Origin of the sequence: Enterococcus sp. DIV2402, from assembly GCF_017426705.2 — a bacterium.
Taxonomy (GTDB): Bacteria; Bacillota; Bacilli; order Lactobacillales; family Enterococcaceae; genus Enterococcus_F; species Enterococcus_F lowellii.
The window spans coordinates 1,060,357-1,080,555 of the sequence record NZ_CP147251.1 but is presented as its reverse complement, the minus strand read 5'-3'; the positions used below and the strand labels follow the sequence as shown (position 1 = coordinate 1,080,555).

Here is a 20,199-nt window from a genome sequence, read left to right as displayed (position 1 = left end):
AAGAAGTTCGCATGATTTAGTTGTGCGAACTTCTTTTTAATTCTCTACGCCCTAATAAAAAAGGAACTAAGAAAAAGATTTCTATTAAAATAAAAAATAGAATAAAACAATACATAAAAAATTGTTCCGGCAAAACGTTAATAATTGGATCCGTTGCTGGGTTGAATAACCAATCATCATTACTAAAAAACAATTCATGGAATTTAATGAAAAAGGCATCAAAACCAACAAACATGAAAAAGCCAAAAACCACTGGTGCTAACATTCCAATTTGAGTAGGTAACAGCATTCGCCAAAACCGACGATTTTTTTGTAAATAACCTAAAAATATACCTGTTGGAATAATTGTTACTGCTAAAACAGTATAATTAAGTAGAAATAGTTTTTTCACATCGTAAAAATGACCCGCACCTGCTTCAGACATGGGAAAATCGGGTAATGCTAATGTTTGATTCCACGGATTATTTAAAAAATTTAACAATAAATGATAATTCTCCAACAATTCTTTTTTAGATAAAGTGGTGTAGTTTAGTAAATCAAATTGATCGACTGACCAACTGTACAAAGGCAGAAAATTAATCGTTAACGTGATAGCTAAACTAATAGCTGTTAAAAAGAAAGCCATCATTCCTAATCGCTCTAACCATTGCCATTTTTTATTCATTATCAAAATTCCATTCGTCTAAACTATCTAAGACATACGTAGGGGCAACAGGCAACGTAGGCACTGCTGCTTTAGGTGTAAAACCCGATAAGACCAATAAACTATCCATTCCATTGTTGATTCCAGAACGAATGTCTGTTTCGTAATTATCGCCTACCATAATGACTTCTTCTTTCGTTAAACCAATATGATCTAAAGCTTTTTCCATAATGATTGCTTCTGGTTTCCCAATAAAAATTGGACGAACACGAGTTGCTGTTTCCAATAAGCTGATTATCGCTCCAGCGCCTGGAAGTAAACCTCGTTCAGTCGGAATATTTTTATCTGGATTGGTTCCAATAAAGGTTGCTCCATTTTGGATTGCTAATGTCGCAATTGTTAGTTTTTCATAAGTAACATGAGAATCTAACCCAACGACTACGTAATCGGGATTTTTTTCATCCCATTCAAAACCAGCAGATAAAATTAAATCAATTAAACCGGTTTCGCCCACAACATACACTTTATTGCCCTTTTGATCATCATGCATATAATCAATTGTTGCTAAACTAGCCGTATAAATCTTTTCAGCCGCCACATGAATATCAAATTCATTTGCTAGGCGTTGAGCCACTGTTTCAGGACTCTTTGTTGTATTGTTTGTAACAAATAAAAATGGTAAATTACGACGTTGTAGTTCTTCAACGAAACGTTTACCAGCAGGAATAGGTGCATTGCCTAAATAAATCGTTCCATCTAAGTCTATTAAGTATCCTTTATAAGTCATTTATTCTTCTCTCTTTCGAATCGTAAAACTTTTTTTATCTTGCGACTGTTTCTGTTTCTCTTGTTTTTCTTTTGGTTGACGAGTTTTAATCACTGGTTTCACCTTATTTGAGACAGTCTCTTTCTTTTCAGAAATATGGGCTTGTGCGGATGGTTGACGTTTTTTTCGTCTACGACTATTCACCTTATCTCGTTTCCCCCCTACACGTTGGATAACAAAATAAGCACACCCAAAATTGCAATATTCGTATAAATAATCTTCTAACATATCAATACGCTGATCAGGTAGTGCTTTACGATTAGTTACTTCAAAAAAGCCTTTCAAACGTAACTGTTCATAGCCCCAATCACCAACGATATAATCATAACGTGCTAATACTTCACTATAGCGTTCTCCTAAACGTTGGGCATCAAACCCTTCACGATAGTTCATCACTAATTTATATTGACGATTACCAATCATAAACTCTGTATCGCTAATTGGTAGGACAAGCTCGCCTTTTGTCGGTTGTTCTTTTTCTGTCGTTTCAACAATTTCTTCTAAGACTGCTGTCATTTCATCTGTAATATTTGTTTTTTCTTCGGTCATTTCTTCACCACCTATTCATCATTATACCTTCTTTTAGATAATGTGTGTAGTCTGTCACTTATTTTATTCTAAGGTTGCTAAAGAATACTTCTGAGCAAGATGTTCACCTAAAACGGTTCGAATAAATTCTGGAAATAAAAACTCATGTTGACCAGCAATTTCAATAGTTGGAATGAACGGAACAAACATTAAATGATCGACTGTCGTAAAAGCATAGTTTTTCTCTGATTCTAAGGGTTTTCCTTTCCATAAAACGGTATGATTAGCCGCATCATACGTTAGTCCATCGTAAATAATCTCACCAAAAATTTTTCCCCGAAATCCCATACCTACAATGGGATAATTGCGTAAAAACATCCGATTTTTTTCAATCTCTAAGACCATTCGAACAATGTCTCGACCTAATAAGGTCACCCGAATCAAACGCATCGGATGAGGTAAAATGGTATGCAGTTGTTCTTGATTAACTAACCCTTCTGGTAATTCACCTAAAAACAACCCAGTATTTAACAAAGCGACTTCAGTATCTCCTCTTTTACGTACAGCGGTTAGTGTTTCACGGACTAAGGAGTAATCATCATACGGATTAAGCGTTAGCGCCTGTGGTAACCACGCGACTTTATTAGCAGCTAATAATTTTTGTCCTTGCTCCATGTAATGAAAGATTTCCTCATTATCTTCTGGCAATTCCAGCATTTCAGCAGTTGAGAAGGTTTGCGCTGTCGTTTTTAAAATATGATGGTCGTCATTTAAAGATAGCGTCACTTCTCCTACATAATACCCAAATTTGCCCGCTGCTGCTAGCTGAGTATTGTTTACTCGTTCGCCTGATGCAAACAAATGATGGGTGTGTGAGCCCAAAACCACATCAATTTCTGGTAATTCTTCGGCGATCAAATAATCATCTGCAATTCCTAAATGACTTAATAATACAATCACATCAACTTGTTGACGGAGCTGTTGCACTAATTCTGGCAAAATATCCATCCATTGACGAATATCCCAACCATTGGGTGTATAAGTTAATGGAAACGGCGCAGTTACCCCAATCAAACCGACTTTAGTTCCTTGTTGACTTGTTATAATTTTATAAGAGCTTGCCCAATCTGGTAGTTGCAGAGTTTGCTTATCAAAAAGATTAGCTAAAACAATATCAAAATCTGCTTCATTGTACAGCTGATTTAAAATAGCTTTAGCATTGCCAATCCCTTCATTATTGCCAATCGTGACTGCATCATAATGCACTTGATTCATTAAGGCAATATTAGCTTGCCCGTCACTTGCTTCGGTTAAAGGATGCCAACGATCAGAAAAATCTCCTAAATCGATTGTGATCACAGACTCGCCTGCTAAGGCTTTTTGACGTTCTTGAATAAAGCGACGAATTTTAGGCCAATTTTCAAAATGTGAATGCAAGTCATTCGTATGTAGGATTCTAATTTTTTCCATTTCGTTCCCTCTATTCTCAGTAATTGTTTCTGGTCCCAGTTTACCAAAAAAAGAAAGATTCTAACAAGAATTCTTTCTGAACAACAAAAAAGCTCAAAGAAAGAACTCTGAGCTTCTTACTAGTTATTGTTTTTTGATACAGTCTAACACATGTTGACGAATATATTCTAAGTCTTTCATCGATAAAACAGAATTGATTTGAATGCCTTGTGCATTTTCCTCTGTTGTCATGCTAAAATCTGCAGGTTCTGCTCCAAATACGACTGTGGCACTGTTTTTTAAATAATGACTAATCTGCAGTTGTATATGATTAACGGTTTCTTTAGGCAAACTGGATTGCATTTTCACCCGAACGATTGGAAAAAGAGTTTCTGAATCGGCGTATCGATAACATAAATGAAAATATTCTTGCTGCAATGCTTCACTGGTTAATTCAGGGGCTTTAGCGGACCATTCTTGCCATAATTGTTCGAATTTTTTATTTAACAAAGGATGATGATCACTAATCACTGACTGATCAATCGCTGTAAAAAGTAATTGTTCTACGCCTAATTGTTTCCCTAAATAGTGTCGATACAGTTGTTTAGCAATTTTTTGTTTTTCTTGAACGGTTAGTTTACGAAAATATTTTTCAAACAAATCAAAACTAAAGCGCGACAAATCAGCTTCTTGTGACTCATACAAGCGCTCAAAATCCCATTGTGGTTCAATCGTTAACAGAGATAACACAAAGGCCACTGTTAAAATATATTCCCAATCTTGGGGCAAAATATCGCTTGCAGGTAAAATCAAATCAAATGTTTCAAGTGAAAGGTTATTCTCCAAGGCATAATTTTGTTTACTTGCTTGTAAATTGACAAATAACCACATGGCAAGCACTTCTATATTTCGCTGCTCTTCAGAAGAACATGCCAGTGTCACACGTTTTGCCAAAAAAAGATACTCTGTAGCATCGATCCAAGAAACACGAGAAATCTCACAATGCGTCATTCTCAAAAAAGAAAAAAACAGTACACGAATTTGAGACTCTTTGCCTACAATCGTAACTTTTGTCCCAATTTTGAGAACTACCTGATACGCGCTCAAAAATTGATTCACTCGATTAATATTACGTCGCAGTGTCGATAAACTAATCTGATATTTTTTACAAAATTCTCCAGCTGAAAACGTTCGATATAAAACTAATTGTTTCAACAGATAATAATTGATTGTTTCGGACAATATTTTTTCAAAAATACGATTGAAATTTACCCCATTACGTACTAAATAGACTCCATAATGACGATTGATTTCTAAACGTACTTCTTCTCTATCGTAACAGCTGTCTAATTGTTCAGCTAATTCTTTGATTACTTTTAGTAATGTTTGAATCGTGACTTTGTTTAAATCGTCTGCAATTTTTTGACTACTAATTGGTTTCGTTTGTTGTTCCAAGTAAAGTAAAATATCACGCTTTAACAATACATCTTTTGATAATCCAAACACCTTAATCCCTCCTACCTAGTTTCCCTCATCAGTAATAAATACGTCAATTTCTCATTTTATATGTATTCTTTTTTAGAAATTACATACAGTATATTGTGTTCAAATCCGAAACGTCAATACTCTCTAGACTGCTTTTAGCAAGATCTGTGTCTTTTTGCACAACGGTAATTGTAAAAACGCAGAAAAAAAGACTTAGGATTGTTTATCCTAAGTCTTCTTAGTTCTATGTACGGGCACATGAGAATCACTGCTTAGTGCTGCTTCCTTCCAGATCTGACACGCTTCACAATATTCCCATTGCCCAAAAAACAGTATAACGTATTTTTTAGAGTTTGGCTAGTTCTTTTTTTCTTTTTTTGCTTGTTTTTTTAAACGACGTAGTTCCCGAAAGAAATCTGTTAGTAATTGACCACATTCTTCGGCTAAAATTCCTGATTCAACGTAGCTCCAATGGTTAAAACGTTCATCTACTAATAAATTTAAAAGGCTCCCTGCCGTTCCACCTTTTGGGTCAAAGGCACCAAAATACACCTCTTCCACTCGGGATAACAGCAATGCGCCGCTACACATTGGACATGGTTCTAAGGTAACAAATAATTGGGCATTCTCTAAGCGCCAACTCCCACTGTTCTCACAGGCTTGCTGAATAGCAATCATTTCTGCATGAGCAGTGGCATCTTGTGTCGTCTCTCTTAAATTGTGTCCGCGACCAATAATTTCACCTTCTAATACAACAACTGCGCCTATCGGTACTTCTCGAATAGCTTCGGCTTTTTTAGCTTCTATGATAGCTTCTCGCATAAAATATTCTTTTTGTTCTTGTGTTAAGGAACTTGTCTTCACTCACTTCACCTCGCCCTCACTTTAGCATGGAACGAAGAAAAAGCAAATAAAAACTACCCCTAAATGTTAGAGGTAGTTTATGGTTTAGAATTTACTGTCTACAAAATTTGTAATTTTATCTTTAACATTTTCTGTAGCGTCTTTAACATTATGACCATATTCTACAATTTGGTCACGACCATTGTTGACTTTTTTAGCAACTTTCATAAATGAATCGATGTCTTTATCTTCTAAATTGTCAACAAAACCCAATAATGTTTCATTTCCATTAAATTTGTCATCGACAAAACGTTTCACTTTACGTCGGTTCGACATAGAATGTACTTTGCTAATGACTTTCTCTGATACAACTGCAGCGGTTGCGATTCCTGCAATTGCTGCCACGCTTAAACCAATAGTTACTTTTGTTGATGTTTTCATAATACGACATCTCCCTCTTCTTTTTTACTATGATAACACGTTGAGAAATAGAAAAACAGTAATATGAATAGATTTCGCTCAAGACGGCATCGTTTTCAATAACAATATAGATTATTGATTCATCGTTTTTTCTACACTTTTTGTAATAAGAGGTTGCGAAATTTTTCCATCCCAGAATTTAATAAATGGACCTGTCAGAAAAGCATTGATGAACGTTCCTATGCCAATTGGTCCTTTGAAACAAAAACCAATCAGCGCAAAAATAATGTCTTGTACCATCCGGACTTTTTTGTAGTCCCAACCAGTTTTATCCACAATTGTGGGTGCAATGGAATCATAAGGTGCAGCCCCAACATTTGCTGACATATAAAAGGAAGCACCAAAAGTAAAAAATAAGCCCCCGATAATCAAACATATTGTTTGTTCAATCAGTCCATTAGCCATTATGTTTAAATGAGCAAAAAGTGTGGTATACATATCAATAAAAAATCCTGTCAATACCATGTTAATGACTGTTCCTGTACCAATGTACTTACGGCCAAACAAAAAAATGAGAAGCAAAATACCAAGATTCACTCCAAGTTGGTAAACACCTAACGACAAACCAAAAAGTTGTCCTAAAGCAATATTAGCACTAGTAAATGGGTCTAAACCAACATTGCCAATTCGCATAATAGTTACTCCGAAAGCGAGAATTAAAACTCCGATTAGGGCATAAATTGAACGAATAATCATTTCTTTTATATTCATGTTTTTCATGATGGGCTCCTTTAAACAGCAAACATGTGCTAGTTTCATAATAAAATCCTTCTTATGATTGTGTCACAAGAAGGATTTTCGTTAATCGCGATTGTTGTTACCAAAAAGTAAAACGAGACGAAGTAATTGTAAAAAGGTACTCACGGCGGCTGCCACATAAGTCAACGCGGCAGCTGTCAATACTTTGCGTGCCATTGGAACTTCTGCTTCTGTTAGAAGTCCACCCTCACTTAAAATATTCAACGCTCGACGTGATGCATCAAATTCTACAGGTAACGTCACTAGTTGAAAGACTAATGCCATTGCAAAAGCAATTATTCCAAGGTTAATTAATACGGGACCTTGTAATAGCACACCAATTAAAATCAATGGAATGGAAATACTTGAACCAATATTGGCAACCGGAACAATCGCCGCTCTTAAACGCAAAGGAAAATAACTTTGTGCATCTTGTACAGCATGGCCACATTCATGGGCTGCAACGCCAATAGCTGCTACCGAAGTTGATTGCGCTGTTGCTTGTGATAAGCTTAATACTTTTGTGCCAGAATTATAATTATCTGTCAGATTTCCAGCGATTCCTTGCACGCCTACATTATGAATTTGCTGATTTTGCAAAATAAATTGTGCTGCTTGAGTACCTGTCACATTATTTTGACTACGTACTTTGTCATATTTACGGAACGTACTATTTACATAAGCCGAGGCTGCCATCGATAGTGCCATTCCGAGAATTATTAAGATATACGTTGGATCAAAAAACATCCCATAAGGCATTTTAGATTTCCTCCTTTATTCGTTTTTTATTAGTATAGCAAGTTATATTGAATTTTCCATGAAGAGAACCTGAAAAAAATTCCTTATAATTTCTTCACAAATTCTGATTTTAATTTCATTGGACCAAAACCATCAATCTTACAATCGATATTGTGGTCTCCTTCAACCAAACGAATATTTTTTACTTTTGTTCCTTGTTTCAATGCGTTTGATGACCCTTTGACTTTTAAGTCTTTAATTACAGTAACCGCGTCGCCATCAGCTAACAGATTGCCATTCGCATCATGTACCACAAGTCCTTCTGCTACTTCGGTTGTATCCCATTCATGCCCGCATTCTGGACAAATAAATAATCCACGGTCCTCATACGCATATGTTGACCCACATTCTGGACAATTTGGTGTTTCAGTCATTGTTATTTCCTCCTTGATTTCAACTAAAAAGAGGGAAAGCTCCCTTCCCTCTATTATACTAATATTTGCAAAAATTTCTCGCTTGATTGTGTTTTGTGAGTATTTTCTTATTCAAGAATTATTTTAAAGAATCAGGAATACGCTCGTTTTGAATAATTTGTTCATACGTTTGACGCTCAACGATAATCTCTGCTTGGCCCTCTTTAACTAACACAACGGCTGGAATGGGTAATTTATTATAATTACTAGCCATCGCATAACCATATGCACCTGTTGCAAAGGTGGCAAAAATATCGCCCGATTCAATAGCTGGTACTTGAATATCTTTCACTAGAATATCGGTACTTTCGCACGCTTTACCCGAAATAGTTACTGTTTCAGTTACTGTTTCTTCCGCTTTGTTGGCAAGGATTCCTTCATATTGCGCTTGATACAATCCCGGACGAATATTATCGGTCATTCCTCCATCGATGGATGCGTATTTGCGAATACCTGGTAAATCTTTAATTGCACCGATTGTATGCAAACTGATTCCCGCTTCAGCTACCACGCTGCGTCCAGGTTCAATAACAATTGCTGGACGAACCAAGTCATTTTCTTGGCAAAAAGCTTCCGTTAGCTCCATTAACGGATCTAAGAAATAACTATACGGTTGACGAATATCTTCTTTGGTATAAGTAACCCCAAATCCGCCACCGTAATTTAACTCTTTGACATCGTAAGCAAAACGTTTTTTAATTTCTAAAAGCAAACCTAAAGCTACTCGTGCAGCTGCTAAATGAGTGCTATTGTCTGATAATTGGCTACCAATATGGAAATGAATACCATAAAAATTAATTTCTGGTGCATGAATCGCTTGCTCAATTACTGGGAATAAGATCTCTTCGTCTAAAGGAATGCCAAATTTAGAATCTTTTTGCCCTGTTGAAATAAATTCGTGTGTGGACACATTTACTTCTGGTGTAATTCTGAAAAGAATATTGGCTGTTTTGCCTTTTTCACGGCACAAAGCTTGAATCAACTCAATTTCTTGAATACCATCAACAATAATTCTGCCGACACCATAATCAATGGCCATCTCCAATTCTTCAATTGATTTATTGTTACCATTAAACTCAATATGCTCTGCTGGAAAATCAGCTTGAATCGCTGTAAATAATTCTCCACCACTGACAACATCTAAACAAAGACCCTCACGCTCAATAATTTTCAACATGGCTAATGTATTGAACGCTTTGGACGCATATGCCACTCGGACATTATCGTATTTTTGAATGAAATCTTGTTGAAAAGCTTGGCATTCATTCACGACTGCTGTTTCAGAGACTACATACAAAGGTGTACCATATGTTTTTGCTAATTCGACTGTATCACAGCCATCCCAAAATAAATGGTTATTTTTTACTTCTTTAATCATCGAACGACTCCTTTATTAAAATTAATTGTTACATTCATGCGAATTTGAAAGCTATTTTCGTATAAAAATTTACTATTTGAGGACAAAAACGAATTTTCCTCATCAATTTATTAGGAAAATCTTTCTAACCATTGAATTATTCTAATAATATAGTATATAATTTCAATAATCTACATAAAAACTTCGCATTTTTAAGTTTTTTTGCCAGTAGATTAAATAGAACGGATATATAAAATTCGAGAGGATGTGTAAAAAATGGCAATATTTAAAGGGTCAGGCGTTGCGCTTGTCACTCCAATGCATAATGATGGTTCGGTGGATTTCGATAAGTTGAAGGAATTGACAGAGTGGCATGTTGAGCAAGGTACAGACGCAATTATTGCTTGTGGCACAACCGGAGAAGCATCTACTTTAGACGATGAAGAACATATTGCAGTAATCGAAGCAGTCGTAAAACAAGTCAATGGACGAATTCCAGTAATTGGCGGAACAGGCTCTAATAATACACAACATGGGATTCATTTATCAACTGAAGCAGAACGTGTAGGCGCCGATGCGCTGCTAGTCGTTACTCCTTACTATAACAAAGCTACAAAAAAAAGCTTAATCGCTCATTATGAAGCAATTTGTAGCCAAGTGTCTATTCCTGTTATTTTGTATTCTGTTGCATCACGCACAGGAATGAACTTAGACGCTGCCACAGTTGCTGAGTTGAAAAAAATTCCAAATGTTCAAGGTATTAAAGAAGCCAGCGGTGACATTTCACAAATCGTGGAAATTAGTCGCTTAGTTGATGAGAATTTCGCACTTTATTCTGGTAATGACGATCAAGTGCTCCCGTTACTTTCAGTTGGCGGTTCAGGAGTTATTTCAACGATTGCAAATATTGCACCAAAACAAACATCTGAAATGGTGCATAATTATCTGTCTGGCAATTTTGAAGCAGCAAAAGAAACACAATTAACACAAATACCATTAATTCAAGCGATTTTCTCAGAAGTGAATCCAGTTCCTGTAAAAGCTGCTGTTTCTTTACTTGGAAAATGCAATTTAAGCTATCGTTTACCACTAGGTGCACCTGAAGAAGACACAGTCGAAACATTAAAACGTGAGATGACTGCTTACGGAATCTTGTAGGAGGAAGCATATGAAACGAATTATATTAAGTGGCTGCAATGGCCGTATGGGACAAGTATTGCAAACATCGATTAAAGCAAATGATGAACTAGTCATTGTCGCGGGAATCGATCATAATCCACAACAAAATGCTGATTTCCCTGTTTATGCGACAGCAAAAGACGTCCAAGAAGAGGCTGATGTGATTATTGATTTTTCACATTATACAGCTGTTCCTCAGCTAATTGAATTTGCTGTTACTAAAAAATTACCAGTTGTTGTAGCAACAACTGGACTAGAAGAAGACACCAAAAATTTATTAAAAGAAGCCTCAGAAAAAATTCCTGTCTTCTACTCTGCAAACATGTCATTAGGAATTAACGTTTTAGCCAAAGCGTTACAAGCTATTACGCCAGCTTTAGAAAGTGACTTTAACATTGAAATCATTGAAAAACATCACAATCAAAAGAAAGATGCGCCCAGCGGCACAGCTTTGCTTTTAGCAGATGCAATCAATGATGTTTGTGAACCGAAAAAAGACTATATTTTTGGACGTTCAGGTAATGATAACGAAAACAAATTAAGCGAAATGGGCATTCACGCGGTCCGTGGCGGTACCATCCCTGGTGAGCATATTGTGATTTATGCTGGCGATGATGAAATCATCGAACTAAAACACACAGCTTTATCACGTGATATTTTTGCCAATGGTGCGTTAAAAGCGGGTGTTTTCTTAGCAGACCAGCCTGTTGGTTTTTACAATATGTCAGACCTACTAGCTTAAAAAATAAGAACATCGAGAAATTCTCGATGTTCTTATTTTTTTAATATATTACCGTACGACCTGTTTGCGCCGATTCATAGGCACATTCTACTAATCGTGTTAACATCTTAGCTGCCTCTAAGTCATAATACGGCAGTTCTTTCTTCTCAGAATCATTAACTAAATCAACAAATAATTCTATTGGATACTCTGTTAATTTACTAATGCCTTCCGATGAAATCAATGTTTTTCGTTGATATTCAGCTTTTAAATTACTTTGAATAAAAATGGCTTGTGGTTCGTGTTCATTACCAACAATTTGTAAAGAACCTTGAGTCCCGATAATTTCGAGATAATTATCCAAAGTAGATGCCAGAAATGAAGTTGCTGCTGTCCCAATGGCACCCGACGCAAATTCAATAACCGTAGTCGAACGCTCATCCACGCCGCTCCCCCATTGTTCATTCATCGTGCAACTGACACTTTTCGGTTTGCCACAAATTAACGGCAACAATGTAAAACCATGTGAGCCTAAATCTAGCGTGACACCTCCGCCAGATTGACTGACATCAAACCAATAACTTGGCAAATGATTCTGGATAACCGCACCATGCGAACGACGAAAATAGGCTGACGTCACTTCTCCTAATGCGCCATCATGCACTAATTGAAACGCATAATGATAGGCATTGTTGGCTAATGATTCGAGAGAAATCATAAATTTTACATTATTTTCCCGAATCACTGCTTCAATTTCTAAGCAATCTTGAGAAGTTAAAGCTAAAATTTTCTCTGAAAAAATATGCTTCTTCGCTTGTGCTGCTAAAATGATTAACTCTTTGTGCATCGTTGTCGGTGCTTCAACAATTACCGCATCAATTGTTTCATCGGCTAAAATCACTCGATAATCTGCTTCAAATTGTGCGTGATATTCATCTGCTGCTTGCTTTCCGCGAAGCTCATCAAAGTCCCACACATAAACACAGTCTACTTTTTTCGCTAGTAAACGCGCCATAAATTTTTTCGTATGCACATGCCATGCAGAAATTAACGCTACTTTCATGCTTTTTCCTACTTCCTTTTTTTCTTTTAGTATAGCATGAAAAAAAAGAAGAAAAACGAGGATTCGTTTTCCTTCCTTCATATTAACTGATTTTTTTTCGGTTTAAATAAATAACATACATAGCTCCAACAACTAAAGAAAATAAGGGCAAAGAATAAATCGTCAACATTCCTAAACAAACTAGCGCAAACTTCATTTTCAAATCCATTTAAAGGTCTCCTCGTTTCGTCTTTCGTGTTCCAAATCTTTTTCTCGAGATTATTGTACAAAATCTAGAATAAAAGACGACCCTTTGCTAGAATTTCTTACTGAATTATTATAAAACGGATGCTCTCCTAAGAATCATTTAATTTTAACAACTAACCTATTTCAGAGTTTCTGAATATGTTAGAAAATATCACGTAAATCAACGCATATATTCCTACGTTTACCCTCTTTACTGATTATGACTCGGACTCTTCAATCTCTTCTTTGATTTCATCTATATCAATTTCATTTTCTAGATATTCTTGGTTATCGATTGGAAAATGTTGGCGAAATTCTTCCAATTCATGTAACATAATTTGACCATCTTCTAATTTAAAATCTAAGATATGCCCACCAAACGAGCGATCATCACTAATAAAATGTAGATGAAAACCTGCTGCAGCCGCACCATGAAATAATTTAGGCGTAAAAAAACCTACAATTGTTCCAGAAACATTTTTTTGTTCAAATTCGGGTTGGTGGCGAGCTATTTCAATAAAGCGTGGATACGGTTTTTCTTGTTTAGGTGCTACTCGTACATGCATCGCCGAAAAAGCACCTTCAATTTTAACAGCCGTAAATAAATTCGGACTAATTTGTTCACTAATGATTGCTTGAACATTCACTGCTTGTTCGTTTGACAAATTAAATGTTTTTTCTTTTTCAAAATTAGTTACGGCAGCATAGGGTGTTAATTCTTCACCTGTAAGTTGAAAAATTTCTCCGGTTTGATAGGCATGATACATTATCCCATCTAAAATAATCACTTCGCCATTTGAGCCTGCCAATGTTCCAATACCAAAATCACCATAATTTAATAATTGACCTATTTTTTCAGTTCCATCCATTAAATCATTCATCAAACTACCTAATACTCCATGTTGGTAAAGATAACTTCGATTTTTCTCTGTCATTGTCTCACTTCCTAATAAAATTAATCCGATAAAATACCTTTTCCTAATTTACTATTATCAATTAGAATAGCCATAATTACTAAACCTTCGATTCATGCTTGTTGCAATTCTTCTTTTGTAGTTACATGTCAACCTTTTGCACCACGTAAGTAACAAAATCTACAAAGCCAAAATGATTGGAATTCAGGATAAATAGCAATCGTTCACAGTAACAATCCTATCATCCGTTACGTTTTTTGAATACTATTGATGATTCAAGTAAATGGACTTTATCTAAATTTTGATGAATAAGTGTAAATTGAGATTGTATTTCTTTTTATAAAACAGTTTCTAATTTCTGTATTATTAATAAAAATAAAAATAACACTAAAAAATTATTTTTTCAAACAAAAACAACTATAAAATTACGTATAAAAGCATATAGAATATATTTACATATAATATAACAGAGATAAAAACTGTTCAATAATGAAGAAAAAGCTACGCTTAGATAACTATCTAAGCGTAGCTTTTTTAAAAAATTTTACTTGTAGTATAATCATTTTTCTGCCAAACGATTTTTTTCCATTACTTTGAAAAATGGATAATAAATTGCTGCACTGACAAAAACCAAACCAAACGTAAAGACCACATTGCGCCAATCCATACTAGATAAGTAAGCTTGTGCAAAAAATGGCGTAAATGACGGATCAATAATAAATCCATAACCAATTACATGAAATTTTTGCGCAAAATATGTCAGTAACAAATTAACAATTGGCGCTGTTAAAAACGGGATAGCTAAAATAGGATTTAAGACAATCGGTAAACCAAAAATAACTGGTTCGTTAATTGAACAAATACCTGGAATCAAGGATAATTTACCAATTGTTCGAAACTCCCGTACTTTACTGCGCATCATTAATAAAATTAAGCCCAGTGTTGCACCAGCACCACCCATCACCGAAATACGAAACATTTGTAAATTCATTAAGTGAGTCATTGCTTCATTTGATGCCATTTGTTCTGCATTATAGCCTGTTTGCGTAATCCCTAAAGTAAAAACAATCGGAAAAATAATCGACGAACCATTAATACCAAATAACCACAAAATATTACCTAAAGTCACAATTAGTAAAAAGCCACCTAAACTACCTGCAATATTCGTTGCAGGTGTTAAAATCTGCATGACCGCCTCTGGAAAAATTTGATCGGTTGTCACGACGAAGATAATATTGATGCCGTAAAATAAAATAATAGTTACCAACAATGGAATCAACGTATTGATAAAGGTTGCGACCATTGGCGGAACACTGTCGGGCAAAGAAATCTTAATGTCTTTTATTTCAAACCAGCGACAAATCTCAACCACTAATAATCCAACAATAATGGCAACAAATAACCCATTCGTTCCTAAATAATTTAAATCGATTTTACCTTCAACTACAGGCGTACAAATCATTGCGTAGACCACAGTCGCAATCATCCCTGTCATCGCCGCATTCAATTTGTATTCATTGGCTAATGAATACGCAATTCCAAATGCACTAATTAACCCAATAATCCCCATTGTTAAATTATAAGGTGCAGTAATCAAATCATAATTGGCAACTGCAAATTCTTTCCAGGCTGCTAAAAAGCGCATGAAAACATTTGCTGTTTCAGGATTGTATTGCTCCATATTAATTGACGGATTGGCAAAGATTAAAAAGAAGGAGCCAATCACGATAAAGGGCAAACTAAACATCATCCCTGTAGAGATTGCTCTCAAATGTCGCTGATTGCCTAATTTTGCTGCTAAGGGACTTAATACCCCATTTAGTTTATCCACCATAGATTCATTTCCCATTTTTTCTCCTCCTTACCTTAGACTTGCCACGAATTAAATTGAAACGCATTTTCCACCTGTTTCGTTGGATCATACTTTTTCAAAATTTCATCGTATTGTTCTTTATAGTCATTGTCTACTTCGGCTTGAGGAATTACTTTACTTGCTTCGTGTAAAAAATGATGCGAATCACGGCCCATCTCTAATCCACGGGTCGTATGTTTGTCTAAAGCATAGTCCGGAATTTCAGGAACATAGCCCATCGCAAAACTTTTAATCACAATATTTTTTAATAAATCGGATGAACGATCTTTTTCTGATGCACATAGATAGCGAATTGCATGAATAATAAACATTAAACGGTCCGATTCATTGTATTGAAATTCTTTGCGCATTTGATTAAAATTATTGACCATAATTGCTGCTTGTGGATTTCCCATACCAATATCTTCTACAGAAATGGCTAACAAACGACGCCATAATTTTTCTTCATATTGAGGAGAAGTAATGTACATTTCATAGGCAAATTCACATGCGGCTTTTTCGTAACCACGACGAATTGATTTTTGTAAAGCAGAAATAACTTCATCGCCTGCTAACCCATTTCTAGTTGTTGTTCTTGCCCAAGGATCTTGAATAATTTTTTCTTTTTCCATGATATAATGCTCCTATCAAATAATATAAAGGTGATTGTGAAATGAATATTGAAATGCTCATTGAGAAATATCAATTGAACAATGCAGAAGCGCAAGTTTTGCGTTACATGCAAGAAAATAAACAAAGCTTAAAACAAATGGGGATTCGCGAAGTCGCAAAACAGTCCTTTGTTTCTACCGCAACAATTGTTAATATGTCGAAAAAAATTGGGTTTTCTGGATACAGTGAGTTAGTTTTCTTCTTTCAAAATGAACCTACTCCAGCACCTACTTTTCAGGTCATCTCAGACAGCGAAAGCCAACAATTTACCCAATTATTAACTAACTACAAAGACAAACGTATTATGATTTTAGGGTTTGGTTTCTCTCAAAATTTAGCTAATTATTTTGCAGAATTTCTAAATTTATACGGGTTTCGCGCTACAGCTAATGGCCATTTAGAATTTTTGCGTGTATCGGTTGAAAACGAAATGTTAGTTATTGTTATTTCCAATTCTGGAGAAACTCGTCGCTTGATTGAACTCACCCGTCTTGCGGTAGACCATCGTTTAGAAGTCATTGCTTTTGTAGGTGAACGTTGCTCTTCAATTGGCTCTATAGCGCCTTTAACAATTAGCAGTGATACGTATTCGCCCCGTTCCTTTCAAGAATTTGCGCCTAATTTATTTTTTGGTACTGCACTTAATCAGTTTGAGTTACTCATGAGTGCGGCACTCAAATCCATTTTCACTTAAAAGCTGATTGACAACTTTGGCTTTATTATACGGCATCTCTTTTCTTTTATATGTGTTTACAAAGATTATTAAACATGTTTAGTCATTTTAAAACATGTTTATCCACAAAACACGAACATTTAAAAGTTAATTGAATAAAAAAACCTCTCGTTTCTATCTGAGGTTTAGTTTTAATTGAGTTGTCGTAAAGACTTTTTATGTAGGAACAAAAAAAAATAAGTTTAGATTCACTCTAAACTTATTTTCCATCAAGTTTTTCTAAGGCTTTTTGGGGAACTTCTGCTTTTTGTACTTCTTCGTAGCTATTTTCTCCTTTAAAGCGGGTCACGTTAATTTTTAAGTAAGCATCTTGCTTAAAAGGTCTGCCTAAATCAGGATGCGTCATGAAATCTAATGTTTTTTCATTTCCTTCTTTATCATATCCTGCTTGACTGTATTCATATTGCACATATTCTTCTTTATTATCAAAGCTACCTTTGATTTCTGTCCCTTTATCATTGATTTGTGTATAATAAGCAGTTGGTACCATCATATAATAGAAGAATCCACCACCTGCCACAACCAATAATACAAAGAAACTAATAAGTGATTTAGCTAATTTACTCATGACTCTTTGCCTCTCTTTCTAACTTTATTGTAGTTGGTTTGAAAAATTTTAGCGAGTGAATGAACTGACATTTTGCTTACAGTATTGTCATACGATGTTAAAAACTAGTTTTATGCCCGTTTAAAACAGCTTTAATCATTTTTTAAAGAAGATGTAATATGCTGTTCTATTTCTTTTTATGTTTTTCTATATTATACTCCTATCAAACAAGATAAAGGTGATCGTACAATGAATATTGAAATACTGATTGAAAAATATCAATTAACCCCAATAGAAGCGCAAGTTTTGCGTTATATGCAAGAAAATAAACAAAGATTAAACCAGCTAGGAATTCATGAGGTCGCTGAGCACGCCTATGCTTCCACGACAATTATTGTAGATATGTTAGAAAAAATTGGTTTTGCCAGCTACAATGACTTAGTTTTTTCCTTTCAAAACGAGCTGACACCACCAACACCGCCTTCTTTTCAACTTGTGTCAGAAAGTGAAATTCAACAGTTCACCCATTTATTAACTACATATAAAGACAAACGTATTTTAATTTTAGGTTTTGGCTTTTCTCAAAATTTGGCGGACTACTTTGCGGAATCTTTAAATTCATCTGGATTTCAAGCATCCGCTCACAATTCTTTAGAACTTGTGAAAACAGCCGTTGAAAATGAGACGTTACTTATTGTTATTTCTAATTCTGGAGAGATACATCACTTGATTGAATTGATGCAGACGGTTACCGAACGTAATCTAGAGGTGATTGCTTTTGTAAACGCTCGGTACTCTTTAGTTAGTTCATCTGCCCGTCTAACGATTAGCAGTGACTCCTCTTCGATCCGTTCCTTTCAAGAATTTGCGCCTAGTTTATTTTTTGGAAACACACTGAGTCAGTTTGAATTATTAATGAGTGAAACACTTAAATCACTTTCCAATTAAACGTTTAACTATGTGGAGTTTTTCTATCAAAAAACAACCAGCCAAATTTTTGGACTGGTTGTTTTATTTTAAACATTTTCAGCAATATAGCGGACAAGTTTTTCTGTTTTTTCCCATCCTAGACAAGGATCGGTAATAGATTGACCAAAGATTCCTTCACCAGGTTCTTGACGACCATCTTCTAGGTAACTTTCAATCATAAACCCACGAACATATTGTTTAATTTCTTCATTCCATTGACGATTAGTTAAAACTTCTTGAACAATACGAATTTGTTCATTATATTTTTTACCAGAATTATCGTGATTTGTATCGACCATAATAAATGGATTTTTGTAATTGCCTTTTTTGTAGGCTTCAATCACTTTTAATAAATCTTCATAGTGGTAGTTTGGTACAACACTTCCATTTTCTTTTAAAGCACCACGCAAAATAACGTGAGCTAATGGGTTTGAACTAGTTTCTACTTCCATCCCATTGTACATTAATTCTTGTTTTTGTTGGCTCGCATACAACGCATTAAATAAAACGTTAATATTGCCACTTGTTGGGTTTTTTAACCCGGTTGGATGGTCAATACCACTTGCTACAAAACGATGCTGTTGGTCTTCTACTGAACGTGCTCCTACCGCATGATAGCTAACAAGGTCTTCAATAAACTCTAAATTTTCAGGATATAACATTTCATCAGCAGTTGTTAACCCTGTTTCTGTTAAGACGCGTTTGTGCATTTTACGTACTGCAACCATTCCGCGAACCAAGTTAATTTCACCTGATGGGTCTTGTTGGTGTAATAATCCTTTGTAACCATCGCCATTGGTACGTGGTTTATTTGTATACACACGTTGTACGATGAAAATTTTATCTTTTACTTCTTCTTGTAATTTTGCTAATCTTCTTGCATATTCTAAAACTGCTTCTTCATTATCTGCAGAACAAGGTCCAATAACTAATAAAAAGCGGTCGTCTGTTCCTTCCATGACTGCTTTTAATTCTGCATCGCGTGCAGCTTTTTTGGCTGCTTCCTCTTCAGTTAGTTTTGAAATTGATTTAACTGTATCTAAATTAATATGTTGGCTTAACGCTTTAAAACTCAAATTCTTTCTCTCCTTTGCTATTTCTCTTATAGTAACAGATTTCAAGATAATAGTGTGAATATTTTGAATACTTTCTTACGAATTCTTTTATAGATAATACGCAAATTGAAAATCATCAACCCAAGTATCATTTATCCAAAATTCTTTTTTGTAATGCGCTTCTTGCTCAAACCCCATTTTTTTATAAAAGGTAATTGCCCCAGGATTCGTCGCCATTACTCGTAAAGAAAGTTTAGCGATTCCTGCTTTTCTCGCCAAACGAAACAGCTCTTCAATTAATAAACGTCCCACACCTTGACCTTGCGCAGTTGGACTAACTGCAATGCCAAAAATCCATTGTTTATTGCGAGAAGGAATCGTATCAATCACGTGATACGACAATGATCCTACCACTTCTTGACCTTTGTGTGCAACTAATAGCTGTTGGTCAGCTAATTTTTTCTTAAACGTCTCATAGTCTTCTGTATTAAGCGGAACTGGTGTATTGGTTTCATCCCAAATTTTTTCCAGCAACCACAATCCTTCACTATCTTCTTCTACAAATGGTGCAAGTGTAATCTCCATGTTTTCTCCTTTATATCGATACAATTTCTATCTTCTTATTAACCCATTTTTTATGAAAAAAAACAAGTCGTTAAATAGCTTGTTTTTAGTTCAAAACAAGCCACAATCTTTTACAGCTTCCTTT

The 20,199-nt window shown here is 35.3% G+C and carries 22 protein-coding genes and 1 other RNA gene; 4 read left to right on the top strand and 19 right to left on the bottom strand.

The genetic code is table 11. The annotated features are described in order from the left end of the window. Positions 1-16: 16 nt before the first annotated feature. The 12 genes from DOK78_RS05250 to lysA form a co-directional block, all read right to left on the bottom strand. Positions 17-664: a TIGR01906 family membrane protein gene (locus tag DOK78_RS05250; RefSeq protein WP_207942323.1), complete on the bottom strand. Its 648-nt coding sequence runs from the start codon at positions 662-664 to the stop codon at positions 17-19. Next, positions 657-1,430, bottom strand: a complete 774-nt coding sequence (locus tag DOK78_RS05245; RefSeq protein WP_207942324.1) for a TIGR01457 family HAD-type hydrolase — start codon at positions 1,428-1,430, stop codon at positions 657-659. The genes DOK78_RS05250 and DOK78_RS05245 overlap by 8 nt, the downstream gene beginning before the upstream one ends. Then, on the bottom strand, positions 1,431-2,018 hold the full coding sequence (locus DOK78_RS05240; RefSeq protein WP_207942325.1) for a YutD family protein: 588 nt from the start codon (positions 2,016-2,018) through the stop codon (positions 1,431-1,433). It abuts the gene before it with no gap. Positions 2,019-2,081: 63 nt separating this feature from the next. After that, a complete protein-coding gene (locus DOK78_RS05235; RefSeq protein ID WP_207942326.1) occupies positions 2,082-3,467 on the bottom strand; it encodes a bifunctional metallophosphatase/5'-nucleotidase in 1,386 nt (461 codons plus the stop codon). Positions 3,468-3,590: 123 nt separating this feature from the next. Then, the gene (locus tag DOK78_RS05230) at positions 3,591-4,952 is read right to left on the bottom strand and encodes a helix-turn-helix domain-containing protein (RefSeq protein ID WP_339076345.1); all 1,362 of its coding nucleotides are present in this window, start codon (positions 4,950-4,952) and stop codon (positions 3,591-3,593) included. 218 nt (positions 4,953-5,170) lie between these two features. Then, positions 5,171-5,266: signal recognition particle sRNA small type (ffs, locus tag DOK78_RS05225), an RNA gene on the bottom strand. 22 nt (positions 5,267-5,288) lie between these two features. Continuing rightward, complete coding sequence (gene tadA, locus DOK78_RS05220; RefSeq protein WP_243430762.1) at positions 5,289-5,753, bottom strand: tRNA adenosine(34) deaminase TadA; 465 nt, start codon at positions 5,751-5,753, stop codon at positions 5,289-5,291. 126 nt (positions 5,754-5,879) lie between these two features. Then, positions 5,880-6,215, bottom strand: a complete 336-nt coding sequence (locus DOK78_RS05215) for a hypothetical protein (RefSeq protein WP_207942328.1) — start codon at positions 6,213-6,215, stop codon at positions 5,880-5,882. 111 nt (positions 6,216-6,326) lie between these two features. After that, positions 6,327-6,974 (bottom strand): YczE/YyaS/YitT family protein, encoded by a 648-nt coding sequence (locus tag DOK78_RS05210; RefSeq protein ID WP_207942329.1) that lies wholly within the window; start codon positions 6,972-6,974, stop codon positions 6,327-6,329. An 81-nt stretch (positions 6,975-7,055) separates the two neighbouring features. Further along, a complete protein-coding gene (locus DOK78_RS05205) occupies positions 7,056-7,751 on the bottom strand; it encodes a zinc metallopeptidase (RefSeq protein ID WP_207942330.1) in 696 nt (231 codons plus the stop codon). Between the two features lie 83 nt (positions 7,752-7,834). After that, the gene (locus tag DOK78_RS05200; RefSeq protein ID WP_207942331.1) at positions 7,835-8,164 is read right to left on the bottom strand and encodes a zinc ribbon domain-containing protein YjdM; all 330 of its coding nucleotides are present in this window, start codon (positions 8,162-8,164) and stop codon (positions 7,835-7,837) included. Positions 8,165-8,282: 118 nt separating this feature from the next. Next, positions 8,283-9,581: a diaminopimelate decarboxylase gene (lysA, locus tag DOK78_RS05195; RefSeq protein WP_207942332.1), complete on the bottom strand. Its 1,299-nt coding sequence runs from the start codon at positions 9,579-9,581 to the stop codon at positions 8,283-8,285. A gap of 255 nt (positions 9,582-9,836) precedes the next feature. Here lysA and dapA point away from each other — a divergent pair, with 255 nt between their 5' ends. Together dapA and dapB are read left to right on the top strand one after the other, a co-directional pair. Next, positions 9,837-10,718, top strand: a complete 882-nt coding sequence (gene dapA, locus DOK78_RS05190; protein WP_207942333.1) for a 4-hydroxy-tetrahydrodipicolinate synthase — start codon at positions 9,837-9,839, stop codon at positions 10,716-10,718. A 10-nt stretch (positions 10,719-10,728) separates the two neighbouring features. Continuing rightward, the gene (gene dapB, locus DOK78_RS05185) at positions 10,729-11,481 is read left to right on the top strand and encodes a 4-hydroxy-tetrahydrodipicolinate reductase (RefSeq protein ID WP_207942334.1); all 753 of its coding nucleotides are present in this window, start codon (positions 10,729-10,731) and stop codon (positions 11,479-11,481) included. Positions 11,482-11,521: 40 nt separating this feature from the next. Here dapB and DOK78_RS05180 read toward each other — a convergent pair whose 3' ends face one another. From DOK78_RS05180 to DOK78_RS05165, 4 genes are all read right to left on the bottom strand, one after another. Continuing rightward, positions 11,522-12,523 carry a Gfo/Idh/MocA family protein gene (locus DOK78_RS05180; protein ID WP_207942335.1) on the bottom strand — a complete coding sequence of 334 codons (1,002 nt, stop codon included), beginning with the start codon at positions 12,521-12,523 and terminating at the stop codon, positions 11,522-11,524. A gap of 443 nt (positions 12,524-12,966) precedes the next feature. After that, on the bottom strand, positions 12,967-13,683 hold the full coding sequence (budA, locus tag DOK78_RS05175; protein ID WP_207942336.1) for an acetolactate decarboxylase: 717 nt from the start codon (positions 13,681-13,683) through the stop codon (positions 12,967-12,969). A gap of 538 nt (positions 13,684-14,221) precedes the next feature. Continuing rightward, positions 14,222-15,511 (bottom strand): PTS sugar transporter subunit IIC, encoded by a 1,290-nt coding sequence (locus tag DOK78_RS05170; RefSeq protein WP_207942337.1) that lies wholly within the window; start codon positions 15,509-15,511, stop codon positions 14,222-14,224. A 17-nt stretch (positions 15,512-15,528) separates the two neighbouring features. Beyond that, entirely contained in the window at positions 15,529-16,146 is a 618-nt protein-coding gene (locus tag DOK78_RS05165; protein ID WP_207942338.1) for a hypothetical protein, read from the bottom strand. A 41-nt stretch (positions 16,147-16,187) separates the two neighbouring features. Between DOK78_RS05165 and DOK78_RS05160 the strand changes: the two genes are divergently transcribed. Further along, entirely contained in the window at positions 16,188-16,880 is a 693-nt protein-coding gene (locus DOK78_RS05160; RefSeq protein WP_207942339.1) for a MurR/RpiR family transcriptional regulator, read from the top strand. Positions 16,881-17,118: 238 nt separating this feature from the next. Here the strand turns inward: DOK78_RS05160 and DOK78_RS05155 are convergent, their stop codons facing one another. After that, positions 17,119-17,487, bottom strand: coding sequence for a YxeA family protein (locus DOK78_RS05155; protein ID WP_207942340.1), 369 nt, complete (start codon positions 17,485-17,487; stop codon positions 17,119-17,121). Between the two features lie 228 nt (positions 17,488-17,715). Between DOK78_RS05155 and DOK78_RS05150 the strand changes: the two genes are divergently transcribed. Beyond that, on the top strand, positions 17,716-18,414 hold the full coding sequence (locus DOK78_RS05150; RefSeq protein WP_207942341.1) for a MurR/RpiR family transcriptional regulator: 699 nt from the start codon (positions 17,716-17,718) through the stop codon (positions 18,412-18,414). A 68-nt stretch (positions 18,415-18,482) separates the two neighbouring features. On the opposite strand, the gene DOK78_RS05145 is transcribed toward DOK78_RS05150, so the two are convergent. Continuing rightward, positions 18,483-19,511 (bottom strand): 3-deoxy-7-phosphoheptulonate synthase, encoded by a 1,029-nt coding sequence (locus DOK78_RS05145; RefSeq protein WP_207942342.1) that lies wholly within the window; start codon positions 19,509-19,511, stop codon positions 18,483-18,485. 87 nt (positions 19,512-19,598) lie between these two features. Next, positions 19,599-20,075, bottom strand: coding sequence for a GNAT family N-acetyltransferase (locus DOK78_RS05140; RefSeq protein ID WP_207942343.1), 477 nt, complete (start codon positions 20,073-20,075; stop codon positions 19,599-19,601). Positions 20,076-20,199: the final 124 nt, after the last annotated feature.